The organism is Saprospira sp. CCB-QB6 (genome assembly GCF_028464065.1).
Taxonomy (GTDB): Bacteria; Bacteroidota; Bacteroidia; order Chitinophagales; family Saprospiraceae; genus Saprospira.
The window spans coordinates 2,995,011-3,019,531 of the sequence record NZ_CP116808.1 but is presented as its reverse complement, the minus strand read 5'-3'; the positions used below and the strand labels follow the sequence as shown (position 1 = coordinate 3,019,531).

Below are 24,521 nucleotides of genomic sequence, written 5' to 3'. Positions count from 1 at the left end.
ACTTGCCACAAAAGTAGAAAAAAATAATTGACTTAGGCTTTTTTTTCCTGCATCAACCATTTCATAGCCGACTCCTTATCTTTATCTATATGAATATAGCTAATCCCTTGCATTTTAGCCAGATCATATAAAAACTCATAGATATGAGGATCCACTTTATAGTAAATGCTCCAACGATAGCGATCATCTGAGAGCCCAAGATCCATCAGGTTACTACCAAACTCAAAGTTTTCTGAGGTAGTAGACATAGAAAGCGTTTCTGAAACATCAAAAAACACATAGGGGCAATCGTGTTTTTCAATAGCCTCTATAATTAATTGCATAGCTTGTAATCCAGTTTCAAAAATAGCTACGCCTGAAAATTTACCCTCAATAAAATGTTCTTGAGGATGGTAGTGTAAAGTTAGCCCTTTTAGTTCCATTAGTTTATCCATTAAAATTTAGGAAGAATATTATTTGTAGGCTTCAATAGGGAATTACAATGGATTTTAAAATAGTATTTTTTTATAGGATCCAATCATTTTTCCTCAAATTCTTTAAAAATGTAACGGGCTAAGCCACCAGTTTATAAAGATGCTGCATCTTTTGAGTAGATAAAGCAAAGGCTTGTTTTTTATTTTAAAAAAGGCTTCTCTTTGGTTACTTATCTAAAAAAATTCACTCACTTAACTTTGCAATCCCTATGTATTTATTCCGTCATTCTAAGCTACTTGCTTTGTCTAGCTTGTTGCTATTTAGCTTAGGAATTGGCTATGCTCTTTCGGGGGGCTCGCCATTTTCTAATCATCCTAAATTGAAGCAATTGCAGACTAAAATGGACCAGAGGCAAAATGATCGGGGCCAAGAATTGGTCTATTTGCAATGCGATCGGCCTATTTATCAGCCGGGAGAAGATCTTTGGTTTTCTGTTTATTTGCGTAATCCTATTGATCTCTCTCCCTCTACAATTTCGGAGATTGTTTATGTGGAGCTGCTCAATGGGAAAGGGCAGGTATTGGATAAAAAGCGCTATACCCTAGAAAATGGACAAACTGCTGGTGATTTTCAGTTGCCTGCTAGTCTTTCTGGAGGTTATTATAAGATAAAGGCCTACACCCAATGGCAAAAGAATAGTCAGCAATTTTACGAGCGAGAGATTCAGGTTCAAAAGCCTGTGCTACCTCGTTTAAATATGCGGCTTCGCTTTCAGGAGAAATCCTATGCCTTAGGGCAGCAGGTCAATGCCGAGCTTCAGTTACAGCAGCTCGACAAACAACCTTTGGCTAATCAGGTATTTAGCTATCACTTAATTATAAATGGTAGAAAAATAAAAGAAGGCCAAGGGAAAACAAATGGGATGGGCCAAGCTTTGGTACAGACTCAACTCCCCAAAGAGGAGTCTACGCAACAGGCCCTACTCAATATCTTTTTTCCCTTTGAGGGACAACAAGAAGCCATTGCTCGCCCTGTTCCCCTACAAATGGGGCAAGTGGACCTACAATTCTTTGCAGAAGGGGGGAATTTATTGCCTAAATTTCGGCAGACACTGGCATTTAAAGCAGTAGATGAAAAAGGGCAGGCCGTAGCTATTTCTGGACAAATATTTAATGCGCAGGGCCAGTACATCCAAGATTTTAGTAGTTATCATGCGGGCATGGGCAGTTTATTGATTCAGCCCAAGTCGGGAGAGCGTTATTATGCCAAAGTGCTAAGTCCCAAGGTAAAACAAGATAGTTTTGTTTTACCTGAGGTACAGTCTAATAAAAGTATGGGCTTACGTTTACGCAATCAGAACAGTCAGTTTTTAGACTTAGATTTATTGAGCACTAAAGAGCAGGCTGCTTTTCTAGTCCTACACCAACAGTATAAGCCTTATTATAGTAAAGACTTACAGCTTGTTGCAGGAAGTACCCCTTTGCAGATTCCTATAGCTGATTTGCCTATGGGCCTTGTTCAAATGACCTTATTTGATGAGCAGATGCGACCTATAGCTGAGCGTTTAATCTTTGCTAATAGCGAGAAGCGCTTGCAAATTCAGATTCAAACCGCCAAAGAGAAATATCTTCCTCGAGAGTTAGTAGAATTAAATATTCGGATAACGGACCATTTAGGGAAGCCCGTAAATGGGCAGTTTGGACTATCTGTGGTAGATGAAAGTTTGCTCAGCTTTGCCGATGATGAAGAGCCACATATTTTGGCTAGCCTTTTATTGAGCAGTCAGTTGAAGGGCAAGATTGCCTCCCCCAACTTTTACTTTGATTCTGTAGACGATTTGGAACGAGAAAAGCCCCATATTCATCGTCCTACAGCTTTGGACCAGCTTCTTCTCACGCAGGGCTGGCGAAGCTTTGACTGGAAACAGTTGGAGCAAGCCCCTAACAATGCTTATAGCGCAGAAAAAGCCCGTTTTTGGGGCAAAATTGTTGATGCTCAAGGGCAAGGCATTCCAAATATTCAACTTCAATTAGCGGGCAAAAGCTTTAGCACTAATGAAGCTGGAGAATACAATATATTCTGGCCCAATTATCAAGGAGCCGTACAAGCAAAATTGAGTAATCAGGGCTTTTTTGACCAAGTCATTAGCTTTTCGGTTTATGGCCAACAGAGCAATGTCCTCTACTATCGCCAAATTAAACTATCGGGAAAAGTACAGCAGGAAGAAAAGCCTGATCGCCACTTTAAAAAAGGTAAACTACAGTTTTATGGTCGTGGTCGCTATCTAGGTGAGGCCAAGATTAACAACAAAGGAGAATATCAGATTAGTATTTCGGAAGAAGTTACCGAAGCTCGACTTGTTCAGGGGTCAATCTTTTTGCCCACAAAGCGGGTTTTGCTTCAAGGAAAAGGAGAAAAGCGTACGGCCAACCTTCAGTTTAGCAAAAAGGCCTTAGTAGAGCGCAAAAAAGAAATTGCTATAGCTAAATTAAATCTAAGTCGTGCGAAAAAGCAGGCTCAGATAAGACGATTAGAGTCTCCTCAGTTTGATGATGCTGTCTTAGAGCTAGAAGGGGAGAGAAATGGAATGATTGGAGGTGTGGGAGTTCCTCCACCGCCGCCCCCTCCTCCACCGCCCCCTCCCGCAATGGTAGAAAATGAGCCTGAGCTAGAAGAAGTATTTGTAGACGAAAAAGAAGATGAACTAGCGCCTGAAGGGGCTATGGAAGAAGAAAAAAAAGAGGCATTAGGGGAAGTGGCTGAATTAGTAGAAAAAGACCGAGTCATGAACAAGCGCATGCCCAAGCCCATGCCTAGACGAGAGCAGCTTCATAAAGAGGCGGCTTTCCGTCAGGTGGTCATGCAAATCGACCGAGCTAGAAACTTCTATGCCCCTGTTTATACAGCAGAGCAGGCCATGCCTGAAAAGCGGACGGATTTTAGAAAAACCTTATACTGGGAGCCCCTAATTCAACTAGAGAATGGGCGGGCTAAGCTAAGTTTTTATTGTAGCGATGCCATTACGCAGTTTAAAGTTGTGGTAGAGGGTTGTGGACAAGCGACTGGTGTTGGTCGCCAAAGCAGTCGTTTCTTTGTGCAAACCCCTTTGAGCTTATCGACCAAGCTCCCAGCGCAGGTCCTTAAGCAGGATCGTTTAGAAATTCCGGTAAGCATAGCCAACCGTAGTAGTCAGCTTCAGAAAGTGCAGCTCAGTTTGCAGCTTCCTCAGGGGGTAGAACTACTTAGCGATTTGGGGCAAATGATTGAGTTAGCCCCTGCAACGGCCATCACTAAATTTGTGGCGGTCAAAATTGGGCAAACGGCCCAATCGGGAAAGTTAGTCCTACAACTAAAAGGGGAGGCTTTTAATGATGCGATGGAGCAAGAGTTAGAAATCTTAGATAAGGGGTTTCCTATTCGTTCAGTTTATGCGGGACAAGGCTTAAAGAACCGTATGCAGCTGAACTTAGAAAAGCCTGTAGCGGGAAGTATTCGCGCTCAGTTTAAAATTTACCCCAATAGTTTGGACCAAGTTATGGATGGCATTGCGAGCATGATGCGAATGCCCTCTGGTTGCTTTGAGCAAACCTCTAGTAGCAACTACCCGAACCTTTTGGCTCTAAATTATCTAAGAAGTAGCAATCAGAGCCGCCCCGCCCTAGAAGCGCAGGCCAAACAATACCTAGAAGTAGGCTATGGCCGTTTGACCGGCTATGAATCGCCCTCTGGAGGTTTTGATTGGTGGGGACGAGACCCTGGACATGAGGCCCTAACCGCCTATGGCTTGATGCAATTCATTGATATGCAAGCTGTATTTGATGTTGATCCCGCTTTGATAGAGCGCACGCAAAAATGGTTATTATCTAGACGTGATGGCAAAGGAGGTTGGAAAAAAAATCCCAATCATCTACATTCTTGGGCCACTTCTGAAATTACCGATGCTTATATTGTTTGGGCTTTAGCAGAGGCAGGCCTAGGCCAAGAAATTGAAAAGGAACTATCTGCTAGTTATAAGCAGGCTGTAAAATCTGAAGATCCTTATCTCACGGCTTTAGTAGCCAATGCCCTTTGGGCGGCCAAAGATAGCAGAGGTAAAAACCTTCTCCCCTTCTTGCGGGCGGCCCAACAAAAAGATGGAGCCTATAAAGGAGCAAAATGCTCTGTGGTCAACTCTACAGGTCAGGCCCTTTTAGCAGAAGCCACCGCCCTAACAGCAATTGCCCTCATGCGTTATGATGGCTTGACGGCTAAAGTGACCAAAGCCATAGATTTTTTGCCCAACTGCAAAAACTACTATGGTTATGGGTCTACCCAAGGAACTGTTTTGGCCCTTAAGGCCATATTAGCCTATACCGAATTGAATAAACGGGCAGCAGAATCAGGCCGTATTTTGGTCTATAAAGATGGGAAGAAGCTCTTTAGTCAGGAGTTTGTTGCTGGCCAGAAAGAAATTGTACTACCCGATTTGACGCCCTACCTCAGCACAGGCAAACAAAGCATAGAATTGCGTTATGAAGGCTGTAAGCAAGCACTTCCCTTTGAGTTAGAACTGGCTTACAACACTAAGCTCCCTCAAAACTCAGCAGCTTCTGTGTTGCGTTTGAAAACGCAGCTTTTGCAAAAAGAGATTCAGATGGGACAGCAGGCCAGCTTAGAAGTCAAATTGAAAGCAGAAGGAGAGCAAAACCAGCCCGTAGTGATGGCCATGATTGGCATTCCGGCAGGCTTATCTCCCCAACTTCGCCAGCTTAAAGTCTTGCAAGAGCAGGGACATTTTGAGCATTTTGAGTTATTTGAAGACTTTGTGGTTTTACATTTGGACCAACTACAGGCCCAGGAAGAGCGCAGTTTTCAGTTGGCGCTCAAAGCTGATATTCCTGGAAGCTATGAGAGCTCGGCCTCTTCTGTTTTCCGTTATTATACACAGGAAGAGCGGCAATGGGCCGCCCCCTTAGCGATCAATATTTTGCCTTAAGGGCTAAACACTACAGCCGCCTATTTTTTATAGGCGGCTCTTTTTTTGGTCCAAAGACGGCTGTTCTTTGCGTTTAGCAGGGCGCGGAGCGCCCGCAGGCTTAGCGATGTGCAGCAGTGGCCCAAAGGGCCAGCCCCAGGCGGCTTTGCCGCCGCAGGGCCGAGCGAACAGCGAGCTGCGAAACGTAGCGCCGACGAGCGCAGCGAGGCGAAGGCCCCAAATTACCTACATATCCCTTTATAAACAAATAGTTAGGCCCTATGCAGGATAGATAAGAGGGGTTAAAAAAGGGGCAAAGCCTCCACCTTTGGAAGTTTTTAACAGGGCCGAGGGCTAATCTGACAAACTTTTAGTAAGTTTGCGAAGTTAAATGGACTTGAAATAAAGCCTGATGGGTAATTCTTATTCATCGGAGAATACCTTATAATAGGGGACTTTTGGCCCCAATACCTTTTATCATTTCATATATGGAATATCTGATTGTCGCAATACAATTTATCCTTAGTTTATCCATTTTGGTCACCTTACATGAGTTTGGCCACTTTTTGCCGGCTCGTTGGTTTGGCATGCGCGTAGAAAAATTCTATCTCTTTTTTGATCCTTGGTTTTCACTCTTTAAGACGCAGCGAGGCGAGACAGAATGGGGCGTGGGTTGGCTGCCTTTGGGGGGCTATGTAAAAATTGCGGGCATGATTGACGAGAGCATGGACACCGAGCAGCTCAATCAGCCACCACAGGAGTGGGAGTTTCGCTCTAAGCCCGCTTGGCAACGTTTGATTGTGATGTTGGGCGGAGTAACCGTCAATTTCATTCTAGGTTTCTTCATTTTTGGGATGTTGCTTTGGGTTTATGGCGAGAGCAAACTGCCTACGGCAAATGTTCGCTATGGCGTTGCCGTTCAGGAACTCGGCCAAGAAATGGGTTTAAAAACTGGAGATAAAATCTTTAAAGTTGGTGATAAGGAGCTCGATTATTTTACCACGGGTACCGTTTTGCAAGAGATTGTCATCAATATGGCCAAGACCTTGGAGGTAGAACGCGAAGGGGCTAGAATTGAGTTGAACATTCCAGATAGCACGGCGAGCAAGCTAGCGTCTAATAAGGCAGGCTTTATGGAAATTCGGGTACCTATGGTTGCTGGAGAAGTGGTTAAAGCCTCTCCTGCTGCGAAGGCAGGTATGCAAAAAGAAGATTCGATTATTGCCTGTAATGGGATGGAGGTTCACTTTTTTGATGAATTTGTTCGGGAAGTGCAGCGTCATAAAGATCAGGAGTTGAGTGTTACCGTTATCCGATCTGGAGCGGATAAGCCAATTGTGCTCAAAATGACGCCTAATGAAGATGGAAAAGTAGGGGTGGCGCCATTTGGTCCTGATCGTTATTTAACGTATGAAACCATTGAGCATGGTCCCTTGACGGCTTTCCCACTAGGGCTACAAAAGGGTTGGGGATTTCTCTACTCGAATGTTAAGGCCATGGGACAAATGGTCACGGGAAGTGGTCATGTCAAAGCAAGTGAAAGCTTAGGTGGATTTATTTCCATTGCCAAATTATTCCCAACAGAATGGCAATGGGAGCGCTTCTGGTATATGACGGCTATACTTTCGCTCATTTTGGGCTTTATGAATCTTTTGCCTATTCCAGCTTTGGATGGTGGACATGCGGTCTTTCTATTGGTAGAAATCATTATGCGCCGCCCTGTACCTCAAAAAGTCATGGAGAAGGCCCAAGTGGTGGGCTTTATTTTGCTCATTAGCCTATTGTTGTTTGCTAACGGCATGGATTTCATTCGTTGGTTTAAAGGATAATACATATGGAAGAGAAGATCCTGCAAAAATACCTGGAGAAACTGCTCCAAATACAATCTCGCCCGACTCATTTTGGCGAGCAGGATTTTCGTATTGCCCTTGGCGAACTCAATTTAACGCCTGAAGAGCAAAAAGCTTTGGACCAAGAGTTTGAACAGCGCTTTAAGTTGGGAAGCAACTATTACAAGGCGAAGAACTACGATAAAGCCATCGAGCAATTAGAGACCGCCAAGGCCATTGAGCCTTATCATTTGGCTTGCCATTTATTGCTAACAGATGCTTACAAATTGCGTTATTTGGCCGAACATAAGCAGAGTGATTATGAGCGCAGTTTGCAGCTTTGCCAACAAGGTTTGCAGATGCAATCGCATAATCCTTTTTTCTCTGGAGTAGAAACTGCAATTGAAAAATACAATCAGAGCCGCAACCAAATGCGTTGGGCCATGCTGGGGCTAATGCCTCTTGCGGGCCTACTGCTTGCAGGTCTTTATTTTGGGGCGCAGGCCAATTTTTCCACTACTGGTTTATTGGCAATGGTGCTAGGATTTGGCCTCTTCGTCGCGGCCCTTTCGGGTTCTTTTTATTGGTGGTTTTCCAAACGCAAAAAGGCCTTAGAGCGGGAGCGCATTTCGCTTAAATTTGTTCCCAAAAAATAAAATTGATCCCTTTACTTTTCTAGTGAAGGGATTTTTTTTGGGCCCGCGGCCGCCCTTCAAGGGGCGGGCGGCCGCCGCTAGGCTGCGCGGCTCGCTATTCGCTCGGCCCTGCGTTTTTTTTCGCTGCGCTCAAAAAAACTGGGTCTGGGCTACGCCCACCGCTGCGCAGCGCTGGGCCATTTGGCCTTCGGCCAAGGCAGCCAAGCTGCCTATTTTGGACCATAAAAAAGCGCCTCTCCCCCTTTTGGGCAGAAGCGCACAATCAAAAAACCAAAAAACTATCTATGAAAATCTTGGAAAAGGATCTGTGGCGTAAAACTCGCCATCTTTCCAAGCTTGGATCTCTTCTTCCGTACAAAGGCAAGCCGCTAATTCTTTGCGATAAGTAGGAACGTCTAAATCTAGACCGATAAAGACCAACTCATTGAGGCGATCATCAAAGGGCGGATTCCAACGCGCTAAAAGGGTCTCCTTATGTGCCTGAAAAACGGGATGTTGGTCCAGTTCTTCTTGCGTAAAACTGCCCCACCAGTAACCAGCCAAATCCGCTCTTAAGCTCCCCCCCGCTTGCGACCAGTTAAGAGCCAATTTGGGACGGCTAGCTATCCAAAACATGCCTTTAGAACGCAAAATATCTTGGGGAAACTCTTGACTGAGCCAATTCCAAAAGCGCTCGGGATGAAAGGGCCGAGGATCTCTAAAAACAAAAGAGCCAATGCCATATTCTTCAGATTCTGGATGATGCTCTCCTTGAAGCTCTTGTATCCAAGCAGCAGATTGTGCGGCCTCTTCATAGTCAAAACTATGGGTATTGATCAGCTCCTGCAGGTCCACCTTAGACTCTTGCGTAGCAATAATTTTGGCCCCAGCATTAAACTTGCGCAAAAGATGAATCAGTTGTTCTTTTTCCTCTTCCGTCACCAAGTCTGTTTTATTGAGTAAAATCAGATTGGCAAACTCAATCTGTTCGGTAAGTAGATTAACGATCGGACGAGTATCGTTAAGATCATCAGTTAGTTGTCGATCAACGATATTATCTGCGCTAGAAAAGTCTTGTAGAAAGCGGCTAGCATCCACTACGGTGACCATACAATCTAGGCGACAAAGAGAGCGCAGCTCTTCATTGCCCTCTATACCCTCTAGGCTAAAGGTTTGGGCCAAGGGAACAGGCTCGCTAATGCCTGTGCTTTCAATCAGAAGGTAATCGAAATCGCCTGTTTTGGCTAAGGCTGTAGCTTCTATAATCAAGTCTTCGCGAAGCGTGCAGCAAATACAGCCATTACTTAGCTCAACCATTTTTTCTTCTGTTTGTCTAATGGCTTGGTCTTGCTTAATCAGCCGAGCATCAATATTTAGCTCGGCCATATCATTAACGATTAAGGCCACTTTTAGCCCCTCTTGATTTTCTAAAATATGCTTGAGTAGCGTGGTTTTGCCTGCGCCCAAAAAACCACTGAGAATAGTCACTCCTAATTGCTGTTCTGCCATTTTTCATCTTTATAAAAGTGCAACAATGTTGCAAATATAAGTAGGAGGAAAATAAAAAACGCAACAATGTTGCATTTTTTATTTTATAGGGCCTCTATTTTGTATTCTGATAAGGGGCAGCCTCAATTCATTTTATCAAAAATGCCTCATTTTATTCTAGGCGAAAGCCCAGAATGGCTGAGGGATAGAAAAGGGTGGCCCGTAGGGCCAGACCCAGCCGCCGAAGGCGGCGCAGGGCCGAGCAGACCTGCGAGCCCTGACATAGCCCGACCCGACCGCAGGGAGGGGCAGCCCCAAAACAGCCTATTAAAAAATGAGCTTAAAAGGAGAAAGTCTAAATAGAAAAATGTAATTTGGGGAAACTATAAACATCCCCCTATGATTATATCGAATACAGAAAGCCTTGCTGGCCAGGAAATCCAAAAAGTTTTGGGTTTGGTTCGAGGCAGCACCGTTCGGGCAAGAAATGTTGGCCGTGATTTTTTTGCTGGCCTCAAAAATATTGTGGGGGGTGAAATTGAAGAGTACACCAAACTACAGGCTGATGCTCGAGAGCAGGCCTTACAACGAATGATTCAGGATGCCGAAGATTTAGGCGCTGATGCTGTTGTCAATGTACGTTTTACGAGTTCAACGATTACCCAGGGAGCCTCTGAAATCTTGGCTTATGGGACGGCTGTAAAATTGAAATAAAAGATGTGGATTGTATTTATCATTTATGGAGGGACTACCCTCTGCATATTGATTTTGATTGCCTATTTTTGGTCTTTAAAGATGGAAAAGCGCAAAAAGGAGAACTTTGAGGAGCGAGATAATTAGCCTTATTTTGGGCTAATGCCTTCTTGATTCAACCAATGGTGAATATCTTTTTTCTCTAGGGCTGCGGCAATCAAACTAGGAAATTGTTGGGGAGTGCAGGCAAAAGCTGGGCTCCCTAATTGGGCAAATTTTTGGGCCATATCTCGATCGTAGATAGGGGCTCCTTGATCGTTTAGGGCGAGCAGTGAAATGAGCTGCACGCCCATTTTTTTGAGTTGGGCCACTCTTTGGAGTAGGGCTTGGCTGTCGCCTCCTTCATAGAGGTCGCTAATGAGGACCAAAGTAGTATTTTGAGGCGATCGAATTGTTTTTTGGGCATAAGCTAGCGCCTTATTGATGTCGGTGCCCCCGCCCAATTGGGTACCAAAAAGCAAATCAACAGGTTCTTGCATATAGGCGCTAAGATCGACCACCTCGGTATCAAAAACGATCATTTTTGAGTGAAGGGCAGGTAAAGAGGCGAGAACAGCGCCAAAAATGGAGCTATAGACCAGAGAGCTGCCCATAGAGCCACTTTGGTCCACACACAAAATAATTTCTTTTAGGGCTTGGCCTTTCTTACCCGATCCAATCAGGCGTTCGGGCACTACCGTTTTGTAGCTTTGTTGATAATGCTTAAGGTTGAGGCGGATTGTTCGTAGCCAATCAATTTCATTATGTCGGGGCCGACGGTTGCGAACAGAGCGATTTAATGCGCCTTTAACGGCTTGGCGCATGGGATTTTCTAACTTTCTTTTGAGTTCTTCGACCACTTTTTGGACCAGTAGACGGGCTGTTTCTCTTGTTTTTTCGGGAATAACCTTATTGAGAGAGAGTAAAGTACTGAGTAGTTCAACATTGGGTTCTAAAGACTCTAGCAGCTCAGGTTCGAGCAACATCTCTTCTAAGCCAAGGCGATCAAAGGCATCTTTTTGCATAATTTGGACCAGGGGGGCGGGAAAATACTTGCGAATATCGCCTAGCCAACGGTTCACTTGAGGCGAAGAGTCGCCCAAGCCCGCTTGTCCGTCATTTTGATTATACAAAGCCCCTAGACATTGGTCCATTGCCGCAGCCTCTGTTGATAATTCCGTTTGATCTTCTGGATTTTCGGCAGCTTTGCCAAGTAACAAGCGCCACTTTTGGATAGTACTAAATTCTTCTTGCATCTTAGGGTTAAGGCATTTCGGTAGTTCTCAAGCGGCCATTATCGTAGTATTCAGTTTTCATTACATTCCCTTCACGGTCCCAATACACCCAGCTACCTTGGCGGGTTTGCGACCAGCGGTGAATACTCAAAGAAGGAGGCATATTCGATTTTCCTTGATATTTTAATTGGCCATTATCCCAATAGCTTTTGACCAAGATCGCTTTTTCATCTTGCATCTCAACAATTTCTCGAATTAGCTGCCCCGACTCACTCCATTCCTTATACTCTCCACTCATTACATTATTGATCGAGAAGAACTGGCGTTGAGGCGAGCCATTTTGGTACCAAGAGCGGTAACTACCATGGACCCGAGTCTCCTTCATCATGACATCTTCTTCCTTTTGGCCATTGTTGTACCAACGTTTTACACGGCCGTATTGATCGCCATTGCGATAAGGGATTTGTGATTTCATTTGACCATTAGCATACCATTCTACATCCATGGTTTTGCCTCCACCCAATAACTGTGTTTCAAAGTATTTACGTCCCTCTTTATCCCAAAGTATTCTGGCACCAATCGGACGGCAATCTACATACTCTACTTCTTCTGCTTTTTCACCATTCTTATGCCATCGCTGCATTTTTCCAGCTGGGCATCCCCCCTGATAATTAACCGTAGCTTTTTTATCTCCAGAGCCATAATAAAAGATCCATTGACCTTCTCTAGCACTATAGTCCTCTTCCAATGCGCTACGTTTAGATTTTTTACAGACCTCTATAGTTTTGGAAATAGAACGGCCATTATAATTACCCTCAGCTTCTTTATTGCCATTTTCATAGAAATATTCCCAATTACCTACTTTTCTGTTTTCTGCATTAAGTTGACCTTTAGCCTTGGTTTGACCATTAGGCCATTCTTCCTTGACCTCTCGTTGAGCATGAAGAACAGAAAAAGTGCTGCAACAGAGAATCGCGCAAAATGAATATATAAAATAACGCATAATTTGCTTGTTTATAGAATGTTAGAGCAGATATTCCCGCAAAGTTACACTTTTAGATCTGAAAAATATATACTATAATCCGAATTCTATTTCGGATGTAATTAGTTATAAATTAAGCTGCTGAGCTTAGTTTCAGCTATAGACTATTGGCCGTCACATAAGGTACGCTTTTCTATTCTATTTTTTAAAACAAATCAGCACACTAAAGAATCAACCAATGTCACAAATAGTAGTTATTTTTGCTTTATTTTCAATCCCAATTGTTTTCGAATATCATCTTCTGCATGATAGAAGTGCAAATAATCACCAAACCAGCGTTTTCCTCGCTTTTTAGGGCCATGAACCATGGCCACATTTTTTTTGGGATCTACCATAAGTACACCAACTCCCCTAGCCTTACAAATTTTAATTAGGTTGTCCTGCAATTTTGGATCAATCATCTCAAAAGAATCATTAGACAAGGATAACCATTGCTCATTTGCAGGATATTGAAAGACCTGATGAATCACCTTCATCTCTTGATATTTGTAGCTATTTCTAAAAATGTAGGCGTAAAGCGCAGAAGCCCCCAAAAGTACCCCCAAAGGAATCATAAAGCGAATCCAAAAAGACTCTTCGGTCATCCGCCAAACAAAAAACATAACTCCAGATAAAATCGTAAATAGCAAACCATGCCAAAAACTATCTTTTATCCAAAGCTTATCTATTCGATACGGCTTTAATGCTTTTAAGGTTTTGTGCGATTTGGCTTCCATCGACACTACATAGGCCTTGCTCCGACTCATCGGATAGGCTAAAAGTCCATCCGCTCGCTTCATCCCATACTTGTGCTTGGTCCGCTCCTCCAAATTAGAATAAAGCACTTTTGGCCGTTCCTGTGTCTTATAATAATGCTCCAAATACGCTTGGGCCGCCTTCTGCACCTCCAACTCAATCAGACGATCTTCCTTCGCAATTTTCTTCGTTTTCTTTGCCATAACTTATTTTTAAAGGCGATAAGATTGCTGTACCGCCTGTATATACTTCGAGTTTTTACTCAAGCGAAAAGGTATTTGCAGCGCCAATTCTTCTGCCAAAGCAGCCTCTTCCTCAGCATATTTCAACTCCAAAATTAAGCCCTGCATTGGCCTTTTTCCTCTAGGCTGCCAATAAGAACTAGGCCAAATAGCCATGGCCGCTTGCTGACTATCCAAGGTCAAACGCAAACGCCCATCCAAAGCCGAATAATACTGCCTATAATAACAATTATAGATTTTTGGGGCCCAAGAATAACCTTTGTGCAAACTATGCTCAAGCATAGCCGCCAATTGCATTTTTGGCGAGTTAACATCCAAATTAGGCAAGGCCCAAATCTGCTTTTGCCCCAGCTCTCCAGCTTTTTGCTTCAACTCCAAACGCCCCGGCTGCCAAGCATTCTGCCAAGGCCCATAAAAACGCAAACGATACTTATAGCGCTGACTGCTACCCGCCAAATTGGCCCGATAACAATGCCAATCCATACTGTCAAAATAAATATTGTGCAGCCAACGAGGCGCATGCTGTCTCCGCCAAGCAAAAGGCAACTGCCGCAGCAAAATCTCTATTTCTGCCGGCCGATACCCTAAAACTACATACTTACGCTCGTATCGCCAAGCCGTTTGCTCTTTTAAAGACATTCAGATACTTTTATATTTTTTTGGGGCCTCCCGCCTTCGGCGGGCGCTACGTTTCGGGGCTCGCAGGTCTGCTCGGCCCTTCGCCGCCTCTGGCGGCTCGGTCTGGCCTGCGGCCACCCCTACACATCGCTAGGCCGGTCGCTTCGCTCCCCTAGACCAATCTTAAAGTGGCAGATCCGTTTGGGCCACCACCAAAAAGCTCGTATTCGCAGAAAGCGCTTGCAGCGCTTTTTGGGCCGCTTCCAATTGGGCCGTTTCACAAGCGGGCAAAGAAAAAGAAAGCTCCAAGCCCATCCCCTCTCCTAGCGCATCCATTCGGCGAAGCTGTAATTTGGGTCCCAATATTTTTTTTAGACTTTGCTCAATCAAAACGGGCTCTTCCAAATCGGTTCGCAACTCCAAATAAAGCGCTCCCTCTTTTTGGTAATAAGCCCCTGACCGCATCCAGTAATTGGCCAAAATGGCCAAACTCAAAAAGCTAAATAAGATCAGCGCCAAAAAGGGCTGATTGGCCCCAGCCGCTAGGCCCAAACCAATCACAATAAACAAATAACTAAGCTCTTCTGGCTCCTTAATCGCCGCTCTAAAGCGCACAATAGAAAGCGCACCCACCAATCCCAAGGAAAGCGTCAAAGAAGATTTAACAATCAACATAACGAGCATAGTGGTAAGGGCCAAAGGCATAAAATTGGCAGCAAATCGCTTGCGATTAGATAGCGTTCTGCCATAGCGCACATAAATAGTGGCCAAAAGCCAGCTCAGTAAAGTGACTAACAATAAATTGATGACCAGATCAATGGGGTGAATGCTATTGAGCAAATCTTGGCCATATAGCTGCAGCCTTTCGTATAAACTATTCATGCTCTTTCTGTCCTCCTTTTTGCTGGACCACAGTATCTACCGACAAGCGATATTCTGAACTGGGCTTAAAATTGACATCCACCTGAGAAAAGGGAATTTCGATTCCAGCCTTATCAAAAGCTTTTTTGAGGTATTCCTCCATATAAAATAGGGTTTCCCAATAATCATCGGCTTTGGCCCAAACCCAAACCTCTAAGTCTACAGAAGAGGCACCTAGGGCCAATACATTCACTTGATGTTGGTAGGCGCTATCAGAGACGGCAAAAGGGCAGCCGGCGATCACTTCTCGGGCCACTCGGCGAGCCTGGTCAATATCTGCAGAATAGCTAATGCCCACGGGGGCGGATACGCGGATAATTCCAGCGGCCGAAATATTTTCTAGGGCTTCATCGGTCAATAGTTTATTGGGAATGACGATGCGGCGATGGTCTAAAGTTTCTAGAATGGTATTAAAAATCTGTATTTCCTTGACTCGGCCCATATACTCGCCAGCACGGACCATATCTCCTGTTCGGAAGGGTTTAAAAATCAGTATAAGAATACCGCTAGAGATATTGCTCAAGCTACCTTGTAGGGCCAAACCTACGGCAAAACCAATAGAAGCCAAAACGGCGACAAAAGAGGTTGTTTCTACGCCTACAATATCGACTACAGAAATGGCCAAAAGGATCTTGAGTGCTGCCGAAACTAGGCTAATAATAAAGGGGCGAAGGTCTTTATCAAAATCATTCTTTTTCAGCAGATTGTTAATCAGCTTCATCCCTTGGCCGATAATTTTGAGGCCAAAATAGAGTAAGGCCAGGGCTAAAATCAGCCGAGGGGCATACTCCATTACCATATTAAAGAGGTTGGTCAGTAGCGTTTGATAATCAATCATAGAAAAAAATTGTGGACTAATAGATAATTTTGGCTCGCTAAAAATACGAGTTTTGCTTTAGAACTCAGTTCTATAGAGTTGCTTTTTCTTCTTCCGTCACGCTTTATTCGGTAGATTTTGGAGCGAAGAAGCGGGGCAAATGGCCTAGCGATGTGTAGGGGTGGCCGCAGGCCAGACCGAGCCGCCAGAGGCGGCGAAGGGCCGAGCAGACCTGCGAGCCCCGAAACGTAGCGCCCGCCGAAGGCGGGAGGCCCAAAAAAATAAAAAAGGTCCAACTCTAAAAAGAATTGGACCTTAGGGGTAAGTGTTAGCTAGGCTTAGAACTTACGTTTTGTGCGTTTTTTGCGCGTTTTGATTTGGTTTCCACCTTTGAAGCGGTTACCAGAGGGAGAGCCCACACGCAACATAGAACAACGGAAACCGATAGTAGCAGAAGCTTTATCTTCGTCTAGGAAGCGACGCTGACCAGGAGATAGCCAGTAAGCGCGATCGGCCCAAGAACCACCTTTGTAAACACGGGCTTTATCAGAGATAAGAGAGTGCTTACCGAATTGGTACATGTGCTTAGTTTCGTTATTTAATTTAGTATCGCCATAATTTAGGCGAGACTCGATATCACCGTCACCATAGTTAATTACATTAGACTTGGTAAAGTTGCGGCGATCTTTGATCTCATTGTCGTCTAGAGGTTTGTACTTAAGACGTCCGAGGCTATCTACACCAACGGGAGTACCGTTGCTGTTACGCTCCACTTGAGTAAAGACGTTACCACGGAAACTATTCAATTCGTTATTATCTTCAAGCGTAAGTGAAGTTGTTGGGCGATAAACGTCACGTACCCATTCGTTAACATTTCCGGCCATATTATATAAACCAAAATCATTGGGTACAAATGAGCGTACGGGAGCGGTAATACTCGCATTATCATTTAGTGCGCCAGACATACCCATATAGTCACCACGGCCACGCTTAAAGTTAGCTACGATAGCTCCTTGGTAGCGGCCATGTTGAGGGTAGCGGACGGTAGTTCCATCCCAAGGGTAGATACGACGGTCAGTGATATTTTCATCACGAGCGGCACTTTGGTTACCTACAAGGGCTAGTGCAGCAAATTCCCATTGGGCTTCAGTGGGTAATTGATATTCGGGAAGCATGATACCATCTTCAAAGCGTACGGCACGTTCCTCGCCAGTAGCAGGGTTTACCGCAGGTTTGGGACCAGCTTCTGTTTGGTAAATACCAGAGAGGTAAGAGCCCGTGCTAAAGGTATTTTCTCCTTGTTGACCTTCGATAGAACTAGGATCAATTTTACCTTGTTCAATAAGCAACATCTCATTCACACGGTCAGAGCGCCACTTACAGAATTCATTAGCTTGCAACCAAGTAACGCCTACTACGGGATAATCCTCATAGGCGGGGTGGCGCAAATAGTTTTCTACATAAGGGGTATTATAAGAAAGTTCATCTAGCCAAGCTAGGGTATCGGGTAGGGCCTGCAGATGCACTTGAGGCATAGAGGGGTATACCCGGCGGAGATAGTAGAGATATTCCAACCAGTCGATATTGGTCACCTCTGTTTCATCCATATAGAAGCTTGCCAATGATTGACGACGAGGGGCAGCTCGGTAGTCTTTCATGACATCTTCTTCGGTTTGTCCCATATTGAAGGTACCCCCTTCAATGAGAACGAGATTAGGTCCAGTAATCTGGCCTTTATAGTTAGGGAGTTTTTCAAAACCACCCCATTCTTGCGAGTTATATCCCCAGCCCGTAGACTGAGAGCGCTGTTCGCGTTTGCAAGCAGTTGTAGCTAGTAAGAGGCCAGCCAAACTAAGCAGCAATAGTTTTTTCATGCTAAGCAAGGTTTTTTTTTCTGAACAAAAGGCGAAAACAAATTTATAAAAAAAAGCAGACTACCTAAACATTTTTAGACAATCGTTATAGTCTATGCGTTTTTTATCGGATGCTAGGTTAAGAATCAGCGAGACTTCATGAGCACCTCCAGAGGCATTGGCAAGACCTGAAAGTGTCCAATCGTAGCTATATGCCAGCTTAATTGGCCCTTGCTGAACGCCAAGCATAAAAATAACGGCATCGGCATTAGAAAAAGTATGTCTAAACCAAATTCCTCCTAAAAAAATATCATATTGACTTTGGGCCCCAAGGTTTAGCTGCTTAAAATCACGCTGTTGGCTATATAAAATACTGGGAGAGATATAGGCTGCTTTTCTAATTTTTTTTCCAGACGAAAGTGGAATTTGCCCACCAAAGTGTAAGGTATAACGAATTGGCAAGGTCGCCGCCACCTCATTCAAAGACAAATAACTTTCGCTTGGTGCATTGATGTGTTTAATCGAAAACCCTCCATAAAAGTAGGGCATCTGATATAAAACCCCTGCCCCAAAATCCATATAGCTCAAATTATTGGCGCCTCGGGCTTCTTGGGTCGCATTGGGATTCCCTGCGCCATCTACCGAACCTGTAGCGGGGTCTATCTGGTCCAAAAACACCAACTCATCCCAATTTAATCGCTTGCTGATAAACTGCCCCTCTAGGCCCATTCGCAAGCGACTATTATCGGATAAATAAAGCGAATAGGTATAATGCAAACCAATTTGCGTACTCGCATAAATGCCATTCCCCGCAACATCTGCCAAAACCGAAGCTCCAAAACCACTGTTTTGCTTACTAAAAAACTGACTATAAGAGGCTGCATAACTCACATAAGCTTGCGAAATACTTGGCCATTGATTGCGATAATTTAAGTGAAAAACAGGCGCATCTTCTAAGCCTGTCAAGGCGGGGTTCAGCTGCAAAGGCGCTGCATAAAATTGACTAAATACGGGGTCTTGGGCCCTCAGTTGCCCCACTCCTAAGAGCAGTATAAGGACCGTTAGTAGAGGATAAAATTTAAACATGCCAACACTTTTTTAACTCAGGACGTTATTTTGATTGAGGAGTTTAGCCACTAAGGCAAACTCTATTTTTTTCTGTCTTTTGGTTTTTTGGGGTTTCCCTTCGGTCATTGAACTGCGGCTTACAGCCTTGTTGCCGCCTCGGTCTGGCCCCTAACCGCAGCGCTAAGCCAAAGCAGCTCTGCTGCTTTAAGAAACGGCCAAAAATACAAAAGCGTACATTCTCATCTAACATTCATCTAGACTTTTCCAGCATGCCTAAATCGTCTCTCTCCGTTTTGCCCCTATTCTTGCTCTTAGCGAGCCAGTTATTTGGACAAAGCCTTAACCCTATTCCAGTTCAGCTCAATTGGAGCCCCAACTTCAAGTCTGCAGATGGCATTCTGCCAGAACAACAATATCCTTACTTTGACGGAGCTGTCTATGATGAAAATGAAATGCTCCCTTATTGGACCTATAGTCTTCGGCTGCGACAAACTAGCCAAATTCAAGCCGAATTGCAAGCTGCCACTTATGAGCCCATGCAAACACCGGCCAACTGGCGACCTCAGCTACCCAACCAAATTCAAACGGAACAACTCTTTGAACGCGGTCAGCCCTTAGCCCAAATCAAAGTTTTGCCCATTCGCTATAATAGTAATAGCGGACAATACGAAAAGTTGGTCCAAGCACAGCTCAAAATTAACTTAACGGCTAGCCCCTCTCCCCTAGCCCAAAAAACTATTATCCACCCCATTCAACAATCTGCCCTAGCCAATGGGAGTATCTATAAAATAGCCGTTAGCGAATCTGGTATCTATAAAATTGGATACGACCAACTAGAAGAAATGGGCTGGGATCCCAATAATATTAACCCACAACAAATTCAAATCTTTGGCAATGGCGGCCAAATGGTCCCCGAAATCATTGGCGATGCCCAAATGATCGATGACCTACAAGAATTAGCCATCTGGGTAGAAGGAGAACAGGATGGTCGCTTCGATGCTAACGATTATATTCTCTTTTATGCCAAAGGCCCAAACCATTGGGAATACCAAAGTAGCAGTGAGCGTTACCGCCACCAACAAAATATTTATAGCAAACAAGCCTGCTATTTCATTAAAATCAATAGCAATAACGGCCGCAGAATCACTAGCCGAAACACTGGTAGCAACCCAGATTACAACAGTAGTAGCTATGATGCCTTAGCTCATCACGAGGCCGATGAAATTGCCCTAATGGAAGATGTTTTGGCACTTCCCCCTAGTGGCAGACTCTGGCTGGGCGATCCCTTCCAAATTAGTAGGGACCAAGATTTTAGTTTCACGATTCCCAATCGCCTTCCCAACGAAGAAATTTTAGTTCAATCTAGCTTTCTAGGCCGCCTGATTAGTGGAACAGGTAATGCTAGCCTAATTATTTCTGAAGGCAACCAAAACCGACAAACAGGAACCCTAGGCACAGTGAGTAGCTATGTCTACGCCCTATACGCCCAAACCCTTAACCAAAGCTTCCGCTTTGTCCCATCTAGCAGTGGAAATATTACTCTCAATTACCAGTTTAATCACCCTAGCTCTGGCGCAGAAGCCTGGCTAGATTATATTAGTGTACAGGCCCGCGCCCAATTGCGCTATGAAAATAGTCCCCTCTTCTTTAGAGATAGCCGTAGCCTTAACGCCAATCAAGCCCAATATCAAATTGAGAATGCTGGCAGCAACCTTCGACTTTGGGATCTTACCGAATTGGCCAACCTAAAAGCCCAAAACTTTAATCAAAATGGAAGCAATATCAGCTTTGTGGCCCCTGCCGATACGCTTAGAGAATTTGTCCTTTTTAATAGCGATAACCTCAACGCCCCAAGTCTAGTTGGCCCTGTAGACAACCAAAATTTACACGCCATTAGCCAAGTTCCACAACTACTCATCATTTATCATCCCGATTTTGCTAGCGAGGCCCAACGCCTAGCCCAACACCGCCAAGATCATAGCGGCATCTCTAGCCTAGCCGTAGATCTAACCCAAATTTATAATGAGTTCTCTTCTGGACAGCAAGACGCCACCGCCCTACGCAATTTCTGTCGCATGCTCTACGAACGATCCAGCGGCACAGATAGCCTTCGCTATCTTCTCCTTTTCGGCGATGGCAGCTTTGACCCTAAAGGCCTGAGCAAAAAACGAACAGAACACCTTAATTTTGTCCCAAGCTACCAAACGCCAAATACATTAGAACCCCTGCGCACCTATACCTCAGACGATTTCTTTGCCCTTTTAGACCTAGGAGAAGGGAACCCCAATGCCAACCAAGCACTAGATATCGGCGTGGGCCGCTTGCCCGCTGCAAGCTTGTCCGAAGCAAGTACTATGGTCAATAAAATTATTGATTATGATAGTAATCCCCTAGGCCAACAAGATTGGCGCAACCGACTCACTTTCTGGGCCGATGATCAGGATAATAATATCCATATCAATGATGCCGATAATATCGCCCAAAGCGTCGCCACCAACCACCCTAACTACAATATCAATAAAATCTATGCCGATGCCTTCCAACAACAAAGTACATCTGGAGGTAGCCGATACCCAGATATGAATGCAGCAATCTTACAAGACCTTTTTAAAGGGACTCTAGTTGTTAATTATTTAGGACATGGCGGCTGGGACGGACTCGCTCAAGAACGGATTTTTACGCTTAGCGAAATCCAACAAATGAATAACCCCAATAAACTCCCCCTTTTTGTTACCGCTACCTGCTCTTTTGCCCCCTTTGATGACCCCAACAACCTCTGTGCAGGAGAACAACTCATCCTTAAACCCAACTCAGGAGCCATCGCACTACTAACCACCGTTCGCGTAGTTTTAGCCGATGCCAACCAACACTTAACATCAAATACCTTTGATCAACTCTTCACGCCTATAGGCAATCGTATGCCCACACTCGGAGAAGTTCTGCAAAGAGCGAAGAACAACAGCGGAATTCTCAGCGCATCTAACTCTAGAAAATATGTACTCTTAGGCGATCCATCTATGACCTTAGCCTACCCTGAAATGCAAGTAGCTACTACAATGGTCAACGGACAATCTCCCAGCGGAGCTGATAGTATCAGCGCACTGCAATTGGTCCAAATTGAAGGAGAAATACAAGATCAAAACAACCAATTACTCTCCAATTTTAACGGAACAATCTATCCCTCCGTCTTTGATAAAGCAGATACCACCAAAACTCGAGGCAATGATAGCGATAGCCAAATCCGCAATTTTATCCTCCAAAAAAAGATCATCTTTAAAGGCCGCGCAACCGTAACCAATGGTCGCTTTAGCTTCTCCTTTATGGTCCCCAAAGATATCAATTATACCCTAGGCTATGGCAAGATCTCCTATTATGCCGAAGATGGCCAAAGCCTAGATGCTAGCGGCCACTATAACGGCATTGTCGTGGGCGGAACCAATCCAAATGCAAACGAAGACAACGAACCGCCCACAGTAAACGTCTATATGAATGATCTCAATTTTGCAAAAGGAGGAGTCACCGACCGCAACCCGCTTTTACTCGTCCAACTAGAAGACGACAACGGAATCAATACCGTAGGGAATGGCATTGGTCACGACCTCACTGGAGTCCTTACCTATACCATTGACGAGCAAACGTATACCTATAATCTCAATGAATTTTATCAAGCAGAACAAGACGATTTTCGAAAAGGAAACATCGAATATCCCCTCACCAACCTGCCCGAAGGCCTACACCAAGTCCAAGTAAAGGCTTGGGACGTATACAATAATATGGGAGAAGGGAATACTGAGTTTATTGTGGCCGACAACGCCCAAATGGCCCTCAAAAATATTCTCAATTACCCCAACCCTTTTACAGACCACACAGAATTCATGTTTGAACACAACCTGCCTGGCCAAGAACTAGAGGTCCTCGTCCAAATTTATACGGTTTCGGGCAAATTGATTAAAACAATTCAACAACCAATCAGCGCCACCGAAAATACCGGCTACCGCATAGATGGTATCCACTGGGATGGCCGCGACGACTTTGGAGACCAACTCGCCCGTGGCGTCTATATCTATAAACTTAGCCTACGTGCCAATGGCCTCTCTAGCGAAGACGAACCAGAAATTAAACAAGATGCTAGCTTCCAAAAACTAGTACTACTGAAATAATTTTTTGGGGCTGCCCCTGCGGCCTTTGGCCTTGGGTCGGGCCATTGCGCAGCTCGCAGTTCGCTCGGCCCTGCGTCGCCTTCGGCTCCTTGGTCTGGCCCTTCGGGCCACTGCTGCACATCGCTAGGCCACAAAAGGCGCCCTTCAGGCGCAAAAAGGGCAGGCTGTAGGCCTGCCCCCCTTTAGACAAAAAAGAGCATAACAAGCCTTTTAATCTATATCCCAAGCCCCTTAAACGAACCAACTACTAAGTTTGTCCAATTTTTTTAACAAAACTCAAAGATTTAACCCTATTTTTAGGCGCCAAAATCCAAAAACAAAAAATATATCCTACCCTCAATAAACTTAGACCTTCTAATTTAGTACTCCCCTCCCAATAAAACTTAACGACTTAACCCTTGTCTATGTAGCAGCTTTACTTTGGGGCCACGCCCAGTCATTATCATCTTAATTTTAATTCAACCTCTTATGCAACAGAGAATCTTGCAGGCCTTTAGTTTTGTTCTAGGCCTAGGAATATTTTTGGGTTTGCCCGAAGCTAAAGCACAATGTATTTTGAAAGATGGGCAACTTGTTCAACCTGACGGTAGCCCTTGCTCTAATACTATTATTACCGCTGTTCCCTTTCTAAGTATTACCCCCGATGCCCGCTTCGGCGCTATGGGCGACGCCGGCATCGCCATTGATGCCGACCCCAACTCTATGCACTTCAACTCGTCTAACTTGGCTTGGGCCTCTAGTGATGTTGGTGTATCCATGAATTATACGCCTTGGCTACGCGCCCTAGGCCTCAACGACGTTTTTCTTTCTTATGTCTCAGTCTATAAGCACCTAGATGATCGCCAAACCCTAGGCGGCTCGTTACGCTATTTCTCTCTAGGAGAAATCCAATATACCGATGATCAAGGAAATGCACTACAAACTGTAAGCCCTCGAGAGTTTGAACTCGCAGCTGCTTATGCTCGCAAAATGAGCCAAAACTTTTCTGCCGCCCTTAGCCTTAAGTATATCTACTCTAGCCTAGGTACAGGCGTAGCCGCCGGCGGAGAAACCCTCACCCCTGCCCACGCCTTTGCCGCAGATGTTTCCTTTACCTATAATAAACCCATGAAGGTAAATGATAAGAATGCCAACCTACGCCTTGGCTTAGCCATGACCAATTTGGGCTCTAAAATTTCTTATACCCAATCTGCCGACCGCGATTATCTACCCGCCAATATTGGACTAGGCTCTGCCTTTACTTATGATATTGATGAGCATAACTCTATTACTTTTGCCCTAGATATCAATAAACTTATGGTGCCCACGCCCATTCCTCGCAGCATCGAGGACGAAAATGGCAATCTAGTTGATAATCCAGCATACGATAGCGATGGAGATGCTGGCCAAGGAGATGGTACCGCCGATTATAAACAACAATCTGTACCTAGCTCTATTTTCTCTTCTTTTAGCGATGCCCCCGCTGGCGCCGGCGAAGAGTTTAGAGAACTAATGTACTCTTTTGGTATGGAATACTGGTACAATAAACAGTTTGCTGTGCGTGCCGGCCACTATAATGAACACTCTACTAAAGGTAACCGCAAGTATTTTACCGTAGGACTTGGCCTCAAGTACAATATCTTCAATATCAACTTCTCTTATCTAGTGCCCGCGGTGGCTGCCCAACGCAACCCCCTAGATAATACCCTCAGATTCTCTCTCGTTTTTGACTTTGGCGAGGCCCCTGAATTTGATACCAAAAAATAAGCTGCTTTTTTCCAAAAAGTTTGTAATATATT

The 24,521-nt window shown here is 44.6% G+C and carries 17 protein-coding genes; 7 read left to right on the top strand and 10 right to left on the bottom strand.

All coding sequences use genetic code 11. The features are described 5' to 3' along the window. Window positions 1-32: 32 nt before the first annotated feature. Entirely contained in the window at window positions 33-434 is a 402-nt protein-coding gene (locus PPO43_RS11605; protein WP_272617944.1) for a hypothetical protein, read from the bottom strand. A 248-nt stretch (window positions 435-682) separates the two neighbouring features. Here PPO43_RS11605 and PPO43_RS11600 point away from each other — a divergent pair, with 248 nt between their 5' ends. The 3 genes from PPO43_RS11600 (at window position 683) to PPO43_RS11590 (ending at window position 7,853) form a co-directional block, all read left to right on the top strand. Beyond that, window positions 683-5,389, top strand: coding sequence for an MG2 domain-containing protein (locus PPO43_RS11600; RefSeq protein ID WP_272617941.1), 4,707 nt, complete (start codon window positions 683-685; stop codon window positions 5,387-5,389). A gap of 467 nt (window positions 5,390-5,856) precedes the next feature. Then, window positions 5,857-7,197 (top strand): RIP metalloprotease RseP, encoded by a 1,341-nt coding sequence (gene rseP / locus PPO43_RS11595; protein ID WP_272617939.1) that lies wholly within the window; start codon window positions 5,857-5,859, stop codon window positions 7,195-7,197. A 5-nt stretch (window positions 7,198-7,202) separates the two neighbouring features. Continuing rightward, window positions 7,203-7,853 carry a tetratricopeptide repeat protein gene (locus PPO43_RS11590; protein WP_272617937.1) on the top strand — a complete coding sequence of 217 codons (651 nt, stop codon included), beginning with the start codon at window positions 7,203-7,205 and terminating at the stop codon, window positions 7,851-7,853. A gap of 282 nt (window positions 7,854-8,135) precedes the next feature. Here the strand turns inward: PPO43_RS11590 and PPO43_RS11585 are convergent, their stop codons facing one another. Beyond that, a complete protein-coding gene (locus PPO43_RS11585; RefSeq protein WP_272617935.1) occupies window positions 8,136-9,341 on the bottom strand; it encodes a GTP-binding protein in 1,206 nt (401 codons plus the stop codon). A 378-nt stretch (window positions 9,342-9,719) separates the two neighbouring features. Between PPO43_RS11585 and PPO43_RS11580 the strand changes: the two genes are divergently transcribed. Together PPO43_RS11580 and PPO43_RS11575 are read left to right on the top strand one after the other, a co-directional pair. After that, entirely contained in the window at window positions 9,720-10,034 is a 315-nt protein-coding gene (locus PPO43_RS11580) for a YbjQ family protein (protein WP_272617933.1), read from the top strand. 3 nt (window positions 10,035-10,037) lie between these two features. Further along, complete coding sequence (locus tag PPO43_RS11575; RefSeq protein ID WP_272617932.1) at window positions 10,038-10,160, top strand: hypothetical protein; 123 nt, start codon at window positions 10,038-10,040, stop codon at window positions 10,158-10,160. 2 nt (window positions 10,161-10,162) lie between these two features. Here PPO43_RS11575 and PPO43_RS11570 read toward each other — a convergent pair whose 3' ends face one another. The 8 genes from PPO43_RS11570 to PPO43_RS11535 all read right to left on the bottom strand — a co-directional run bounded on the left by PPO43_RS11570 (window position 10,163) and on the right by PPO43_RS11535 (window position 18,601). Then, window positions 10,163-11,308: a vWA domain-containing protein gene (locus PPO43_RS11570; RefSeq protein WP_272617930.1), complete on the bottom strand. Its 1,146-nt coding sequence runs from the start codon at window positions 11,306-11,308 to the stop codon at window positions 10,163-10,165. A gap of 7 nt (window positions 11,309-11,315) precedes the next feature. Next, window positions 11,316-12,290: a toxin-antitoxin system YwqK family antitoxin gene (locus PPO43_RS11565; protein ID WP_272617928.1), complete on the bottom strand. Its 975-nt coding sequence runs from the start codon at window positions 12,288-12,290 to the stop codon at window positions 11,316-11,318. Between the two features lie 233 nt (window positions 12,291-12,523). Further along, window positions 12,524-13,267 carry a hypothetical protein gene (locus PPO43_RS11560; RefSeq protein ID WP_272617926.1) on the bottom strand — a complete coding sequence of 248 codons (744 nt, stop codon included), beginning with the start codon at window positions 13,265-13,267 and terminating at the stop codon, window positions 12,524-12,526. Window positions 13,268-13,276: 9 nt separating this feature from the next. Then, window positions 13,277-13,945 (bottom strand): VTC domain-containing protein, encoded by a 669-nt coding sequence (locus PPO43_RS11555; RefSeq protein ID WP_272617924.1) that lies wholly within the window; start codon window positions 13,943-13,945, stop codon window positions 13,277-13,279. Window positions 13,946-14,107: 162 nt separating this feature from the next. Continuing rightward, window positions 14,108-14,806, bottom strand: a complete 699-nt coding sequence (locus PPO43_RS11550) for a DUF4956 domain-containing protein (RefSeq protein WP_272617922.1) — start codon at window positions 14,804-14,806, stop codon at window positions 14,108-14,110. Then, the gene (locus PPO43_RS11545; RefSeq protein ID WP_272617920.1) at window positions 14,799-15,683 is read right to left on the bottom strand and encodes a mechanosensitive ion channel family protein; all 885 of its coding nucleotides are present in this window, start codon (window positions 15,681-15,683) and stop codon (window positions 14,799-14,801) included. Before PPO43_RS11545 ends, PPO43_RS11550 begins: the two co-directional genes overlap by 8 nt. Before the next feature lie 317 nt (window positions 15,684-16,000). Next, window positions 16,001-17,536 carry an SUMF1/EgtB/PvdO family nonheme iron enzyme gene (locus PPO43_RS11540; protein ID WP_272617919.1) on the bottom strand — a complete coding sequence of 512 codons (1,536 nt, stop codon included), beginning with the start codon at window positions 17,534-17,536 and terminating at the stop codon, window positions 16,001-16,003. 60 nt (window positions 17,537-17,596) lie between these two features. Beyond that, window positions 17,597-18,601, bottom strand: coding sequence for a PorP/SprF family type IX secretion system membrane protein (locus PPO43_RS11535; protein WP_272617917.1), 1,005 nt, complete (start codon window positions 18,599-18,601; stop codon window positions 17,597-17,599). A gap of 251 nt (window positions 18,602-18,852) precedes the next feature. Between PPO43_RS11535 and porU the strand changes: the two genes are divergently transcribed. Together porU and porV are read left to right on the top strand one after the other, a co-directional pair. Continuing rightward, window positions 18,853-22,743: a type IX secretion system sortase PorU gene (gene porU / locus PPO43_RS11530; protein ID WP_272617915.1), complete on the top strand. Its 3,891-nt coding sequence runs from the start codon at window positions 18,853-18,855 to the stop codon at window positions 22,741-22,743. A gap of 468 nt (window positions 22,744-23,211) precedes the next feature. Next, window positions 23,212-24,489, top strand: a complete 1,278-nt coding sequence (gene porV, locus PPO43_RS11525) for a type IX secretion system outer membrane channel protein PorV (RefSeq protein WP_272617914.1) — start codon at window positions 23,212-23,214, stop codon at window positions 24,487-24,489. The last annotated feature ends 32 nt before the right edge of the window (window positions 24,490-24,521 follow it).

Excerpts from the sequence above, each read along its gene's own strand:
- PPO43_RS11580 (WP_272617933.1), top strand. The coding sequence starts at position 9,720 with ATGATTATATCGAATACAGAAAGCCTTGCTGGCCAGGAAATCCAAAAA.
- PPO43_RS11605 (WP_272617944.1), bottom strand. The coding sequence starts at position 434 with ATGGATAAACTAATGGAACTAAAAGGGCTAACTTTACACTACCATCCT.
- PPO43_RS11540 (WP_272617919.1), bottom strand. The coding sequence starts at position 17,536 with ATGAAAAAACTATTGCTGCTTAGTTTGGCTGGCCTCTTACTAGCTACA.
- PPO43_RS11590 (WP_272617937.1), top strand. The coding sequence starts at position 7,203 with ATGGAAGAGAAGATCCTGCAAAAATACCTGGAGAAACTGCTCCAAATA.
- PPO43_RS11585 (WP_272617935.1), bottom strand. The coding sequence starts at position 9,341 with ATGGCAGAACAGCAATTAGGAGTGACTATTCTCAGTGGTTTTTTGGGC.
- PPO43_RS11565 (WP_272617928.1), bottom strand. The coding sequence starts at position 12,290 with ATGCGTTATTTTATATATTCATTTTGCGCGATTCTCTGTTGCAGCACT.
- PPO43_RS11600 (WP_272617941.1), top strand. The coding sequence starts at position 683 with ATGTATTTATTCCGTCATTCTAAGCTACTTGCTTTGTCTAGCTTGTTG.
- PPO43_RS11545 (WP_272617920.1), bottom strand. The coding sequence starts at position 15,683 with ATGATTGATTATCAAACGCTACTGACCAACCTCTTTAATATGGTAATG.
- PPO43_RS11570 (WP_272617930.1), bottom strand. The coding sequence starts at position 11,308 with ATGCAAGAAGAATTTAGTACTATCCAAAAGTGGCGCTTGTTACTTGGC.
- PPO43_RS11550 (WP_272617922.1), bottom strand. The coding sequence starts at position 14,806 with ATGAATAGTTTATACGAAAGGCTGCAGCTATATGGCCAAGATTTGCTC.
- PPO43_RS11560 (WP_272617926.1), bottom strand. The coding sequence starts at position 13,267 with ATGGCAAAGAAAACGAAGAAAATTGCGAAGGAAGATCGTCTGATTGAG.
- PPO43_RS11575 (WP_272617932.1), top strand. The coding sequence starts at position 10,038 with ATGTGGATTGTATTTATCATTTATGGAGGGACTACCCTCTGCATATTG.
- PPO43_RS11535 (WP_272617917.1), bottom strand. The coding sequence starts at position 18,601 with ATGTTTAAATTTTATCCTCTACTAACGGTCCTTATACTGCTCTTAGGA.
- PPO43_RS11555 (WP_272617924.1), bottom strand. The coding sequence starts at position 13,945 with ATGTCTTTAAAAGAGCAAACGGCTTGGCGATACGAGCGTAAGTATGTA.
- porV (WP_272617914.1), top strand. The coding sequence starts at position 23,212 with ATGCAACAGAGAATCTTGCAGGCCTTTAGTTTTGTTCTAGGCCTAGGA.
- rseP (WP_272617939.1), top strand. The coding sequence starts at position 5,857 with ATGGAATATCTGATTGTCGCAATACAATTTATCCTTAGTTTATCCATT.
- porU (WP_272617915.1), top strand. The coding sequence starts at position 18,853 with ATGCCTAAATCGTCTCTCTCCGTTTTGCCCCTATTCTTGCTCTTAGCG.